This window comes from Neobacillus sp. MER 74 (assembly GCF_023714155.1).
On the sequence record NZ_JAMAUV010000014.1, the window covers coordinates 15,324 to 28,922 of the forward strand.

General features: G+C 45.8%; 9 protein-coding genes and 1 pseudogene. 8 read left to right on the forward strand and 2 right to left on the reverse strand.

Features of this window, described 5'->3' with window-relative positions; translation table 11 throughout:
* Window positions 1-15: 15 nt before the first annotated feature.
* A complete protein-coding gene (locus tag M3610_RS19715; protein ID WP_251461646.1) occupies window positions 16-645 on the forward strand; it encodes a bifunctional 4-hydroxy-2-oxoglutarate aldolase/2-dehydro-3-deoxy-phosphogluconate aldolase in 630 nt (209 codons plus the stop codon).
* Window positions 646-673: 28 nt separating this feature from the next.
* Complete coding sequence (gene dgoD / locus M3610_RS19720; protein WP_251461649.1) at window positions 674-1,822, forward strand: galactonate dehydratase; 1,149 nt, start codon at window positions 674-676, stop codon at window positions 1,820-1,822.
* A gap of 151 nt (window positions 1,823-1,973) precedes the next feature.
* On the opposite strand, the gene M3610_RS19725 is transcribed toward dgoD, so the two are convergent.
* Complete coding sequence (locus tag M3610_RS19725; RefSeq protein WP_251461651.1) at window positions 1,974-2,408, reverse strand: CBS domain-containing protein; 435 nt, start codon at window positions 2,406-2,408, stop codon at window positions 1,974-1,976.
* Window positions 2,409-2,773: 365 nt separating this feature from the next.
* On the opposite strand from M3610_RS19725, the gene M3610_RS19730 reads away from it, so the two are divergent.
* Window positions 2,774-5,443, forward strand: a complete 2,670-nt coding sequence (locus M3610_RS19730) for an endo-beta-N-acetylglucosaminidase (RefSeq protein ID WP_251461654.1) — start codon at window positions 2,774-2,776, stop codon at window positions 5,441-5,443.
* 347 nt (window positions 5,444-5,790) lie between these two features.
* On the opposite strand, the gene M3610_RS19735 is transcribed toward M3610_RS19730, so the two are convergent.
* Complete coding sequence (locus M3610_RS19735) at window positions 5,791-5,943, reverse strand: hypothetical protein (protein ID WP_251461861.1); 153 nt, start codon at window positions 5,941-5,943, stop codon at window positions 5,791-5,793.
* A gap of 9 nt (window positions 5,944-5,952) precedes the next feature.
* Between M3610_RS19735 and M3610_RS28525 the strand changes: the two are divergent.
* The 5 genes and pseudogenes from M3610_RS28525 to M3610_RS19760 form a co-directional block, all read left to right on the forward strand.
* Window positions 5,953-7,581 (forward strand): annotated as a pseudogene (locus M3610_RS28525) (endo-beta-N-acetylglucosaminidase); the annotation flags it as partial.
* Window positions 7,582-7,590: 9 nt separating this feature from the next.
* The gene (locus M3610_RS19745; RefSeq protein WP_251461845.1) at window positions 7,591-8,547 is read left to right on the forward strand and encodes a discoidin domain-containing protein; all 957 of its coding nucleotides are present in this window, start codon (window positions 7,591-7,593) and stop codon (window positions 8,545-8,547) included.
* 201 nt (window positions 8,548-8,748) lie between these two features.
* Entirely contained in the window at window positions 8,749-11,454 is a 2,706-nt protein-coding gene (locus tag M3610_RS19750) for an alpha-mannosidase (protein ID WP_251461657.1), read from the forward strand.
* An 11-nt stretch (window positions 11,455-11,465) separates the two neighbouring features.
* Complete coding sequence (locus tag M3610_RS19755) at window positions 11,466-12,785, forward strand: glycoside hydrolase family 125 protein (RefSeq protein ID WP_251461660.1); 1,320 nt, start codon at window positions 11,466-11,468, stop codon at window positions 12,783-12,785.
* Between the two features lie 24 nt (window positions 12,786-12,809).
* Window positions 12,810-13,421, forward strand: coding sequence for a YesL family protein (locus M3610_RS19760; RefSeq protein ID WP_251461663.1), 612 nt, complete (start codon window positions 12,810-12,812; stop codon window positions 13,419-13,421).
* The last annotated feature ends 178 nt before the right edge of the window (window positions 13,422-13,599 follow it).

Below are 13,599 nucleotides of genomic sequence, written 5' to 3' on the forward strand. Positions count from 1 at the left end.
GGAAGGGAATGTCTAATGAGTACATTGCAAAAGATCTTAGATCACAAATTAATCGCTATTATACGCGGAGCACACCCTGAGGATACATTAAACATTGTTCGATCTTTATATGAAGGGGGGATACGAGTCGTTGAAATCACGATGAATTCCCCGAAAGCGCTATCTGCCATTGAGATGGTTGCTGATAAATTTGGTAAAGAAATGGCCGTAGGTGCAGGAACTGTTTTGGATCCAGAATCTGCTCGCAGTGCCCTTCTTGCAGGTGCGCAATTTATTCTATCTCCGACGATGAAGCCTGAAACGATTCGGATGACAAAAAGATATGGTGCGGTGAGTATTCCTGCCGCATACACTCCGACTGAAATTTTGGAGGGTTATGAACAAGGCGGGGATATTATTAAAGTTTTTCCGGCAACGACTTTAGGTCCGCAGTTTATCAAGGATATTAGGGGACCACTGCCGCAAATTCCTTTATTGCCAACAGGCGGTGTGGGCTTAAATAATATGAAGGACTATCTTGCTGCCGGTGCTGCAGGCCTCGGAATTGGCAGTTCTCTTGTGAATACAAAAGAGGAAATAACAGAGGAGTATTTAATGCGTTTATCTGAAAAAGCAAAGCAATTTACATTAGCAGCCAATAACTAATACTACTATTAAATGGAGAGTGTTCATTATGAAAATAACAGGTTATGAATTATTCACAGTCCAACCACGCTGGTTATTCTTAAAAATTGAGACAGATGAAGGTATTGTTGGTTGGGGAGAGCCGGTCATCGAGGGTAAAGCGGCAACAGTAAAAGCTGCAGTTGATGAGATGATGACTTATTTAGTAGGTAAAGATCCTTTAAGAATTGAAGATCATTGGAATGTTATGTACCGAGGTGCCTTTTACCGAGGTGGCGCTATTTTAATGAGTGCTATTGCTGGTATTGACCAAGCTCTCTGGGATATCAAAGGTAAATATTTCAATGCACCAGTTTACCAGTTACTAGGAGGAGCGTGCCGTGATTCGATCAAGGTGTATTCATGGATTGGCGGAGATCGCCCAAGTGATACAGCCCGAGCTGCGAAGGAATGTGTAGAAAGAGGGTTCCAAGCGGTTAAAATGAATGGAACCGAAGAATTACAATACATTGATTCCTATGACAAGGTTGATAGATTACTAGAAAACGTGGCAGCTGTTCGTGATGCCGTTGGAAGAAATATTGGAATTGGTATTGATTTTCATGGCCGTGTACATAAACCAATGGCAAAAGTATTGGCTAGAGCCCTTGAAGAATTTAATCCTATGTTTATTGAAGAACCAGTCTTGCCAGAGAATAATGAGGCACTAAAGGAAATTGCTTCGTTAACTTCGATTCCGATTGCAACTGGTGAGCGTATGTTCTCAAGATGGGATTTTAAACCGTTATTACAAGGTGGATACGTAGATATTATCCAACCTGACTTATCCCATGCAGGCGGTATTACCGAATGTAAAAAAATTATTAGCATGGCTGAGGCGTATGATGTTGCCGCTGCTCCGCATTGTCCATTAGGACCCATCGCTTTAGCTGCATGCTTACAAGTAGATGCGACTGCACATAATGCGTTTATCCAAGAACAAAGCTTGGGAATTCACTATAACCAAGGCAGTGATTTATTAGACTATCTAAAGGATCCAACTGTCTTTGATTATGAAAACGGTTATGTGAAAATTCCACAAGGACCAGGTCTTGGTATTGAAGTGAATGAAGAGTTTGTTCGGAAAATGGCAAAAGAAGGTCACCAATGGCAAAATCCAGTATGGCGCCATCGTGATGGCAGCGTAGCTGAGTGGTAATCCTCTTTTTTGAATGGGTTGAAAAATGTTCTAGTCTGATCAACTATCAAAAACCATGCTGTTGTCCAGCATGGTTTTAATGCGTCTGGTATGATCCCCTGATACGCAGCCATCAAGGTATGAGTCTGTGCTAATTAAAAGGAACCCCTGACTATTGTTGAGGTGCGGAAGGAGTTGAAATACTTTGTAATGCCTGTTCTGCCTCATTTGCATATTGATTTTGTACTGCAAGATCCCCTAAAGCAACCATTCCCACTATTTGCCCATTTTCAATTACCGGCAATCGGCGAATTTGCTGCTGTGCCATCAAATCTGCTGCTTGATGAACATCCATATCAGGTGTACCTTGTACGATTTGCTGTGCAGTCATGACTTGAGACACTTGTGTTTGTGCATTTTCTCCCTGTGCTGTCGTACGAAGGGTGATATCCCGATCCGTTACAATTCCAACTATTTGTCTGCTGTTATTTACTACTGGAATAGCTCCGATATTATATTCGCTCATTAACGCTGCAGCTTCCTGTACGGTCTGCGTTTCGTTAACTGTAACAATATCCGATGTCATAATATCTCTTAATTGTGCCATGAAAATACCTCCAATTTATATTTCTCCTCTATAGGATGGGGAACATTAGCGATATTATTAATGGTATTTTTATACAAATATTGATTCAGCTGCTTGTCATTTCCAGTCACTCACATCATGGGTGTTTTTAATGGAAAAACCTTAGAGATAATGGAAAAACTAAACCACATTTTGTGCATTCGTTGACGGAGCTATCTGCTCAGAATAAGATGTGGAAAAAAGGGTCAAATGGGAATGACTGACGGAAAAGACATCATCGAAGGCAATTTTGACAGCGCTATCATTCTATCGTCCCATTCAGGGAAAGAGGAAGCAAGCTTACATAAGCTTCAATATAAAAAATAGATAGAGAGCGAGGAGAAACAGTGAAAAACGTGAAAAGGGGTTCTTTGTGGCTGGTTTTCTTTTTGGGCATCTTTGTGGCGGGGGTATCACCTAACACAAGCTATGCCAAACAGCCGGAATCATCTTATTGGTATCCCGAGCAATTATTGAATTGGACGCCGGAGAACGATCCGGATGCTGTGTTTAACCGCAGCCAAGTTCCATTGGGCAAACGGGACGTGTTATACAAAGTTAATGACCATGCCCAGTCAGATGCAAAGGTAGTCGCTTTGTCTGCACTCAATCCCACAACGAGTGGTGTACCTTCCCAAGGCGGGAAGGAATTTTTGGCGAATACGTTCAGTTATTGGCAATACGTCGACATCATGGTGTATTGGGCAGGTTCTTCCGGCGAAGGGATTATCGTGCCGCCAAGTGCTGACGTTATTGACGCTGCCCATAAAAACGGCGTGCCGATTTTGGGAAACGTTTTCTTCCCTCCGACCGTCTATGGCGGAAAGATTGCGTGGCTGAACCAAATGTTGACGCAACGAGAGGATGGCTCCTTCCCTGCAGCGGACAAGCTGCTTGAAGCGGCACGCTATTACGGATTTGACGGCTGGTTTATTAATCAGGAAACAGAAGGCGGAGATGCCAAGACCGCTCAAAAAATGAAGGATTTCCTCATCTATCTTCAGCAGCATAAGAGTGAAGGCATGCATATCATGTGGTACGATTCGATGACGAAGGACGGAAGGGTTAGCTGGCAAAATGCGTTGACCGATCAAAACAGCAGCTTCCTGCAGGATGGGGAGACACGCGTTTCTGATAGTATGTTTTTAAACTTCTGGTGGCGCAACCAGCAGTCTTCTGTTAATAAAGCTCAGGAAATTGGCAGAAGCCCGTATGATTTGTTTACCGGGATTGATGTGGAAGCAAATGGGACAAGCACGAACGTTCCTTGGGATGGGATTTTCCCTGAGGGGAAAGCGCCATTAACCTCATTAGGTATTTATCGCCCGGACTGGGCCTTTAAAACGGCTGAGACCATGGAAGAGTTTTATCAGAAGGAAAATGAATTCTGGGTTGGAAAGTCTAAAAACCCTGCAGCTACAAGTAATAACGGGGTATGGAAAGGGATGGCCCACTACTTTACCGCTAAAACCGCGATCGAGGAGCTTCCTTTTGTGACGCACTTTAATACAGGAAGCGGCAAGTTTTTCGCTGCAGATGGAACGACGGTAAGTAATCAGTCCTGGAATAACCGCAGTCTCCAGGATCTCCTTCCGACCTGGCGCTGGCTGAAAGAGGGCGGCCAGGCTGTTAACGTCGATTTCGATTGGGATACAGCCTATTACGGCGGCAGCTCGTTGAAGCTTTCAGGAACGATCGAGGAGGACAACCCAACACATATCAAGCTTTATAAAACCAATCTGCCAATCCAAAAGGATACGGAAATCTCGCTGACATACAAAACAGATTTGAAAAAGCCAAACATGAAACTGGGAGTCAGCTATACAGACAAGCCCGACCAATTTGTGTTTTTTGATGTGAAAAAACGAACGGATCACCCGTGGACGACGGATTCATTCAAACTAAAAAAATACAGCGGTAAAAACATTGCAGCCATTTCGCTTTTGGTTGAAAGTGACCAGGATGTGAAAGATTTTACGACCCATATCGGAGAAATCAAGGTTTATAACAAACAGGAAAAGCACCATTCCATCCTTGCTCCGAACGATGCAAAGGTAAATAACATCGAGTTTAAGAAAGGAATCTACGCGGACATCCCACTTGCATGGAAGCCGTCTGATTCCGATGTGAGCCACTATGAAATTTATCGCAAGCTGCCAAACAATGAAAAAGAGTTTGTTGGTGCTACCCCTAACAAGGTGTATTACTTATCCAATCTGAAGAGAAGCGGGAAGGAAAGCAGCACCACGTTGGAAATTGTTGCGGTGAACAAAGAATTTAAACGAAGCGAGCCGACGGAGGTTACGTTCGATTGGCCGTCCTATCCAAAGCCGGAAGCCGATTTCGGTGCCGATCAAACGGTAGCGGCTCCGGGGCAGGAGATTCATTTTCTTAATCGTTCATCCGAAGTAACTGAAGAAGTGGAATGGCATTTTGAAGGTGGAACGCCAGCAATAAGTAAGGAGGAAAATCCGGTCGTCACTTATGAAAAAGAAGGCGTCTACACGGTTACCCTGATTGCGAAAAACAGCGAGGGTGAAAGTGTCCTGACAAAAGAAGCGATGATTACCATTTCTGAAGCAGCCAAGGACATTAAAAATGTGGCGTTGAATAAGACCGCGATTGCCAGCGGGCAATGTGCTCCGAGTGAAGCTGCGAAGTATGCGTTCGATGGCAAGGACAACAGTAAATGGTGCGCATTGGGGAATGCTCCTCATTGGCTGCAGGTGGATCTGGGCGACCAGTTTGCCCTTTCCAAGTTTGTCATTCACCATGCCCAAGCGGGCGGGGAACCGCAAGCCTTCAACACCCAGGCCTTTAGGATTGAAGTAAGCACGGATGGAGTCGATTGGACTGAAGCTGTCAAGGTGACCGATAATACGGCGGCGGTTTCAGAACACAGCATCGCGTTAACAAACGCACGCTTTGTCCGTTTGTGGGTGGACAAACCAACCCAAGGCGGCGATACGGCTGCGAGGATATTTGAATTTGAAGCCCATGGATTTTTGAATCCATAACCATGCCCCGTGGGACGGTTCCGCTGGCTTTTTCCAGGTGAACCTTGGGAGAAAGCCATGAGAACCATCCCCGAGGCTTAATGAAGAGGAGGAGCAAGATGAAGAGAAATAGAAGCAAGTTGTTCGGCCGCATTTTATCTGTATCGGCTGCTGTCATGTTACTCGGTTCACTGGATGCCCCCGGGGCAAACGCCGCCGTTAATGGAGACGGGACGGACATTGTCAATGAAAATTATGCGGACAGGCTCAGTCTAAAACCGCTGGCACCGGCCTTCAGGGTGGAAACCCTTTTGAACTGGTCGCCTGAAAACGACCCGGATGCCGAAATAAACCGGGCCAGCGTGCCGTTAAACAAAAACCGCTTTAAAGGGTCCCAGGTGAATCCGCTGGCCAATCCAAAGGCTGGCATCACCTCCGCGGCAATTACGAACTGGAATCATGATGAGGCCAGCTCCGTCGGAGGCAATGATTTTAATGTATATGCGTTCGACAACTGGCAATTACTAGATTCCTATATTTACTGGTCAGGAACCAATGAAGGAATTTTTGCCATCCCGACACCGGATATCGTCGATGCCGCCCACCGGAATGGGGTGCCTGTTTATGCTACGCTTGGTTTCCCATGGGGCAGTTCCGCTGAGGGAGTCGCCGAAATCGAAAAGTTCACACAGCAGAAACAGGATGGCAGTTTCCCTGTTGCCGACAAGATGATGGAGGTAGCAGAATACTATGGTTTTGATGGCTATTTTTTCAATCAGGAAACGTCTGGTGTCAGCAAGGCCACGGCTGAACGCATGAATGAAATGATGCGCTATATTAAACGGAATTCCGACCTGAATGTCAGCTGGTATGACGCGCAGGACAATTCGGGAGCCATCAACTATCAGGATTCCATCAACAGCAAAAATGACATGTATGTGAAGCCGGCAGAAGATGGAGAATATGCTGTTGATGAGTTCTTCTTAAACTATAACTGGACAACCAGTAAGATTAACACGACCGTAGAGACGATGCAAGGCCATAACCGCAGCCCATTTGATGCCTATGCGGGTTTTGAAATTCAACAGAATTCTTATAATACTAAAATTAATACCGATGCACTGTTGGATGAAAAGAAACAGCCAAAAGTGTCGATTGCCCTTTATGCGCCAAACTCGACCATGGGGTTAGCGGCTGATCCGGCGGACTTCCATGAAAAAGAAACGAATTTATGGACAGGACCACAGGGCGATCCTACCCTTGCCGATGATTCAGCTGCTTGGAAAGGGATGGCACGTTTTGTCACGGATGCATCTGTCATCCAATCCAAGCCGTTTACCACAAACTTTAACAGCGGCCACGGAGAACAATACTTTGTGAACGGAAAAATCGCCAGCGGCCTTGAGTGGAATAACCGCTCCATCCAGGATATCATGCCGACGTGGCGCTGGTGGATCCGAGGGGAAGGCAGTAAAATCAAGGTTTCCTATGATTTTGATAAAGCCTATAACGGAGGAAATTCGCTGAAATTTAGCGGTGCACTTGAAGCAGGTTCGGTCAATGACACGATGCTGTACAGCTCCAAGCTTCCAGTTACGGACAAAACGAAGGTCCGTGTTGTTTATCAAAACCAATGGGGAGCCGATGTGTCATTGGGTGTGGCCTATAGTGAAGACTATGCACAAAATAACATGAAGTATTATCCGCTGCCTAAGTCGGGTGATGGCTGGCAGACAGCGGTTGTTGATCTTGGAAAAGATGTTGGGAAAACAGCCTATGCGTTAAGTCTGAAAGTCAATAACGCTCAAAAAATAGAAAACTACTCGATTCATTTAGGCGAGCTGTCCGTCTATGATGCTTCAGCAGCCGTGCTGACGAAACCTGCGGATGTGAAAATTTTAGAAAAAATGCCGGAAACAGCCTTTGAGGCGGAAGCCCGCCTAAGCTGGTCCGAGCAGAAGAATGTCTTGCATTATGAGGTTTACCAGGAGAATGCTGATGGCGTGGAAACCTTACTAGGCGTAACGCCGAATAACTATTTCTATACGCCAAATATTACGAGAACCATAGAAAATGCTTCGGCTGATAACATCACGAAACTGAAAGTGGTGCCGGTCAATCAAGATCATGTACGCGGTCAAGCCGCCACAGTTTCTTTTGACTGGGGAATGGGGACGGATGCAACCGAGATCGAGAAAAACCCTACTTCTCCGAATGTGGCATTAAAGGCTAAGGTTACATCTGTCTCCGCGGAAAATGCGGCAGAACCTGCCTCTAAAGCACTGGACGGAACAGCCCTCGCAAACAGTAAGTGGTGCGCAACCAATATGAAAACCGGTTATATGACGATTGATATTGGCGAGGAGAAAACGATCCGCCGCTGGCGTGTAGAGCATGCGGAATATGGCGGGGAAGCCAATAACATGAACACGGTGGATTTTGAACTGCTTTATAAAAATCAAACCGGCGAATGGGTCAGCGCCAAACGGATTACTGGTAATACGAAAGCCGTGACAGATATAGTGCTCGATCAGCCGGTTACGGCAAGGGAATTCAAGCTACAGATTTATAACAGTGGTACTTCCCCATGGGGAGCAATCCGTATCTATGATTGGCAAATGTTTGAAAGTGCTGCATTGCCGAGAACAGAAAACGTGATGATGCATTTTGTAAAGGCGGAAAACAACGCTGGAGCCCAGGATAAAGTAACGATTGAAAGAGTGAAAAAAGGTCAAACCGTTCGATTATATAAGTCCTTGGATGCCAAGGATATTCTGGCAGAAAAGACGGCCGACCAAGACGGAACCATCGCCATTGAACCGTTGGATTTCGGTTCTGAGGCCGGAAGAATCTATTATACCGTCCAGCAGGTGGATGAAAGAGAAAGCCTGAGGTATAGTGCGGCTTACTTGGATGAAAAGGTAACCGAAGTCATTCAACAAATCAATGCTCTTCCTGACGTGGATCAATTGACGTTAGCTGATAAGCATCGTGTCAACGACTGCAAAGTGGCCTACAACAAGCTTCATCCAACCTTAAGAAAACAAGTTTCAAACTATGACCGTTTGGTGCAGTTACTGGATCGGATGGAGGAATTAAAAAAGGACTTTACTAATGGAAATTAAATAAGAGAAGGGGGCAGACCTCATTGCAGAGAATGCAATGAAGTCTGCCCCCATTTTTCATGAACTATTTTTAGATACACTGTAAAATCCATAGGACTTACTAGTAATCTATTGCTCGAAAATCCTAGCTTGTTAAAATGAAATCAAAGAAAATGATAGCGTTTTCGTAAAACTGAAATAAAGGAAAGCGGGTAGGATTCAATGAAAAAAACTGCACATATTATCTCCCATTCCCATTGGGACAGGGAATGGTACTTGCCTTTTGAACAGCACCGTTACTATTTTATCAAGCTGATGAATGAGCTGATCGACCAGTTCCAAAATGAAGGAAATAATTTTCAATCGTTCCATCTCGATGGCCAGACGGTTCTTTTGGAGGATTATTTTGCCGTTCATCCGGAAAACCGGGAGATTGTCAAACAATTAATCGAACAGAAAAAGCTGCATATCGGACCATGGTATGTGCTCCAGGATGCTTTTTTAACAAGCTCTGAAGCCAATGTCCGGAACCTGCAAATCGGTTTACATGATAGCAAAGCCTATGGGCATGTCTCAAAGATTGGCTACTTTCCTGACACGTTTGGCATATATGGGCAGGCGCCCCAGCTTTTAAAGCAAGCGGGGATTGATACGGCAGCCTTCGGAAGGGGCGTCAAACCGACCGGCTTTAATAACACGGTGTCAGATTCTCCTGATTATGAATCCCCTTATTCCGAGATGATCTGGAAAGCACCGGACGGCTCGAACGTATTAGGTATTCTTTTTGCCAATTGGTACTCGAACGGAAATGAAATCCCGGTGGACGAAGCGGAAGCGAAGAAATTTTGGGATGTAAAACTCCGCGATGCTGAAAAGTATGCGTCCACCAATCAATTATTGTTTATGAATGGATGCGACCACCAGCCGCTGCAAAAAACGATTCCGCAGGCGATTGAAACGGCAGCCAGTTTATATCCTGATTACACTTTTAAGCATTCCAGTTTTGATGAATATACAGAGGCGTTAAAAGAAGCACTTCCTGAGAAGCTGCAGGTCATTGAAGGCGAATTGCGCAATCAGCGGACCGATGGCTGGTCGACGCTTGTTAATACCGCTTCCAGCCGGATTTATTTGAAGCAATGGAACAACCACTGTCAAACCCTTTTGGAAAAAATCGCCGAGCCGCTCGCGAGCATGGGCTTTTTAGCAGGCGGGATCTACCCAAGGGAATATCTCCGCTTCATGTGGAAATCCTTGATGAAAAATCACCCGCATGACAGCATTTGCGGCTGCAGCGTGGATGAAGTGCACCGCGAAATGGAGACCCGCTTTGAAACAGTTTCGCAAATGGGCGAGGTGTTTGTATCGGAGCAGGCGGCAGAGCTTGCCGGAAAAATTGATACCTCGGGCGCACCAGAGGGCGGAATTCCCCTTGTTGTCTTGAATACAACGGGCTGGAACAAGGAAGAAGTCGTCACAAAAACAGTGGATCTGGAAAAGGTGTATTTTTCACAAATGCATTTTGAAGACATTCCAATCTATTTACAGGATAAAGAATTGCCGGCCTACAAGCTGGTCGATCAAGCGGGCAAGACCATCGAAAGTCAGCTCGAAAGCCCGGTGGTGGAGTTTGGCTATGATTTACCGGATGACAAGTTCCGCCAGCCGTTTTTTGCCAAGCGGGCTAAGGTTTCCTTCTTTGCAGAAAATATCCCGGCATTCGGCTACAAGACCTTCTATCTTATTCCGGAGGAACAGTCGGCCGGAGAACGTCCAGAACAATCGGCGGATGGCGGCATGGAGATGGAAAATGAGTATGTTCACCTCCTGTTTCATGAGGATGGCACCTATGATTTAACGAATAAAGCAACCGGCAGGACCTTCCATCGTCTCGGTATTTACGAGGACACAGGGGATGTCGGCAATGAATATATGTTCAAGGAAGCAAAAGGACAGGAGCCGATGACGACAAAGGATGTGCCGGCCGTATTCCATATCCTTGAAAAATCACCGCTTCGAACCGAGCTTGAATTTACGCATACCTTAACGATTCCGGTTTCAGCAGACGACCGATTAGCGATTGAACGGAACCGCTTGATTTGGCATAAGGAAAGGGAAGCAGGCAGATCGGACGAAACGACGACCATTACACTAAGTACCGTTGTGACTCTCGAAAAGGGAATGAAGGGGCCGGCTTTCAAGTTGACCATGGACAATCAAGCAACCGACCACCGCCTGCGAGTCCTTTTCCCGACAGGTTTGCAGACGGAAACACACCAGGCCGACAGTATTTTTGAGGTTGTGACCCGCCCGAATACACCGGAAAAGGAATGGGAAAATCCAAGCTTCTGTCATCACCAGCAGCGCTTCGCCAGCATTAACGGTGACGAAATGGGCTTAACCGTGGCCACAGACGGCCTTCAGGAATATGAAATCCTGCCAGCGGATGGAACGATTGCCCTTACCGTCCTTCGTTCGGTTGCCGAGCTTGGTGACTGGGGCTACTTCCCGACACCGGAGGCCCAGTGCATCGGGGTGCAAACAGCCGAGTGGCAAGTGCTCATGCATGAAAAAGATGTGATTGCGTCCAAAGCCTTTGTAGAGGCGTATCAATATAAAGTTCCCCTTCAGGTTATTCAGACCAGCGCCCATGAAGGGACCTTGCCAGCTGACCATCAGTTTGTGAACTGGGAGTCCGAGGGCCTTGCATGGTCATCGATGAAAGTGGCGGAAGAATGTGATGACGTGATGATTCGCTGGTTCAATCCGGCGCCGACTAGTAAAAGTCTTACGGCATCCATTCCCGCCCCGACGGATTGTACATCTTACAAGAGTACGGTCCTTGAAGAACAAACCAATGATTCTAGCGAGCAGTATGAAGTCAGAGGCTATGAAATTATTACACTAGGTTTTCAACATAAACGATAGGAGAGGGAAAAATGACAGCAGTAATTCCAGAATCGATGCAAAAACTGATCCAACATGTGAAGGAATGCTTTCCTGGGGATCAAAAATTACACGATATGTTCGAGCAATGCTTTGTTAATACGTATACCACGACGCTGAAAAAGCTGGAAGACGGAAAAACCTTTGTCGTCACCGGCGACATTCCAGCGATGTGGTTAAGAGACTCTGCAGCACAAGTGCGCCCCTATTTGATTGCTGCAGAGGAGGATGAAGAGCTGTCCGAATTACTCGAAGGGGTGATTCGCCAGCAATTCGCCTTTATCCTGCATGACCCTTATGCCAATGCGTTTAACGAAACGGAAAATGGCAGAGGGCATCAAACCGACCTTACCGACATGACTCCCCATATTTGGGAACGTAAATACGAAATTGATTCCTTATGTTATCCAATCCAGCTCGCTTATCTGTTTTGGAAGTCAACCGGCCGTACGGCTTATATAAAAGAAACGTTCCAAACGGTATTGGAGACAATCATTCATGTTTGGAGAACGGAGCAGGATCATGAAAATAAGTCTCCTTACCGGTTTGAACGGGCCGATGTGCGCCAGTCCGATACCTTGACCCGTGAAGGAAAGGGAGGGCGTGTGGTTCCGACCGGAATGACCTGGAGCGCCTTCCGCCCAAGTGATGATGCCTGCACATACGGATACCTGGTCCCGGCGAATATGTTTGCTGTGGTCGTGTTAGGGTATGCGGCGGAAATGTGTGAGATGGTGTTACAGGATTCTTCCTTAAAAGAAGATTGCTTAAAGCTTCGGGAGGAAATCAGGCAGGGAATTGAACAATATGCGACATTGGATCATCCGATCTACGGAGAGATGTATGTCTATGAAACCGATGGGGAAGGCCGCGTTAACTTAATGGATGACGCCAATGTGCCAAGTTTGCTTGCGGCGCCGTACTTAGGGTATCAGTCATTTGAGGATGCGACCTATCTCAATACAAGAGAATTCCTTTTGAGCAGGGATAATCCTTATTTTTACGAGGGTAAATATGCTAACGGCATCGGCAGCCCGCATACACCGGATCACTATATTTGGCATATTGCTCTTGCCATCCAGGGGATGACCTCGGTAAGTGATGCGGAAAAACAGCAAATTTTGGCTTATTTTAAAAACACCGATGGCGGGACGAATTTTATGCACGAAGGCTTTAAAGCCGATTGTCCGGAGGAATTTACAAGAGATTGGTTCGCGTGGGCCAACACGATGTTCAGTGAATTTGTGCTGAGTTTAACCGGTAAAGCTGTCAAAGGAAGTCCGCTTTATCATCATTTAATGAAAAATAACTAGTTTTATTGGAAAGGGTGGTGCCGTATGAAAAGTGGTTCATGGATGATTGTTGTTTGTGAATGGATATGGAGGGTGATCACAGCAAATATTTGCTGGATTGCCTTTACCGCCTTGGGACTCGGGGTATTTGGCTTTTTCCCGGCAACGGTTGCCCTGTTTACGATTGTCCGTAAATGGCTGAGAAAAGATACCGATGTACCTGTTTGGAAGACGTTTAAGCAGGTGTATTTTAAAGAATGGAAAAGAAGCAACGGAATAGGCCTTGTTTTTTACAGCATCGGCCTTTTTCTTTTTATTGATATCAGGATTACAGAGACCTTTATGTCGGGTGTGTTTGCCAGCTTCCTGTCGGTGATCCTGTACATCCTGTTGATCATCTTACTATTGGCAGCCGGCCATTTCTTTGCCGTCTATGTCCATTATGAACTTTCAAGTCGGGAATACATCAAACAGTCCTTTCTCGTCACCTTAACAGGGCTGCCTTCCATCATCTGGATTGGCGCTGGTTTTTTTGTGATTGGTTACCTGATCAATCAGGTTCCCGGCCTCATCCCGTTTATTTCTGCGGTGGCTCCTGCTTATTGGATGATGAAGGTTTGTCTTAACCGGTTTGCTCGTTTAGAACGGGTCTGTTAAAGGTAAATGGCGCCGCGGCGATTTCCGATTCGCTGATAAACGTGTGAAATTCGCTGATAAAAGCGCCGGATTCGCTGATAAAATCCAAAAATTCGCCGATAAACCATAAAAATTCGCTGATAAAACTATCAAACTAGTTTTTCTGGTGCTTTTATTTCGCAGTTTGTAGTTAAAAACA

Coding starts and splice junctions, on each gene's coding strand:
- M3610_RS19715 (WP_251461646.1), top strand. CDS start 16: ATGAGTACATTGCAAAAGATCTTAGATCACAAATTAATCGCTATTATA.
- dgoD (WP_251461649.1), top strand. CDS start 674: ATGAAAATAACAGGTTATGAATTATTCACAGTCCAACCACGCTGGTTA.
- M3610_RS19725 (WP_251461651.1), bottom strand. CDS start 2,408: ATGGCACAATTAAGAGATATTATGACATCGGATATTGTTACAGTTAAC.
- M3610_RS19745 (WP_251461845.1), top strand. CDS start 7,591: ATGGGGACGGATGCAACCGAGATCGAGAAAAACCCTACTTCTCCGAAT.
- M3610_RS19750 (WP_251461657.1), top strand. CDS start 8,749: ATGAAAAAAACTGCACATATTATCTCCCATTCCCATTGGGACAGGGAA.
- M3610_RS19755 (WP_251461660.1), top strand. CDS start 11,466: ATGACAGCAGTAATTCCAGAATCGATGCAAAAACTGATCCAACATGTG.
- M3610_RS19760 (WP_251461663.1), top strand. CDS start 12,810: ATGAAAAGTGGTTCATGGATGATTGTTGTTTGTGAATGGATATGGAGG.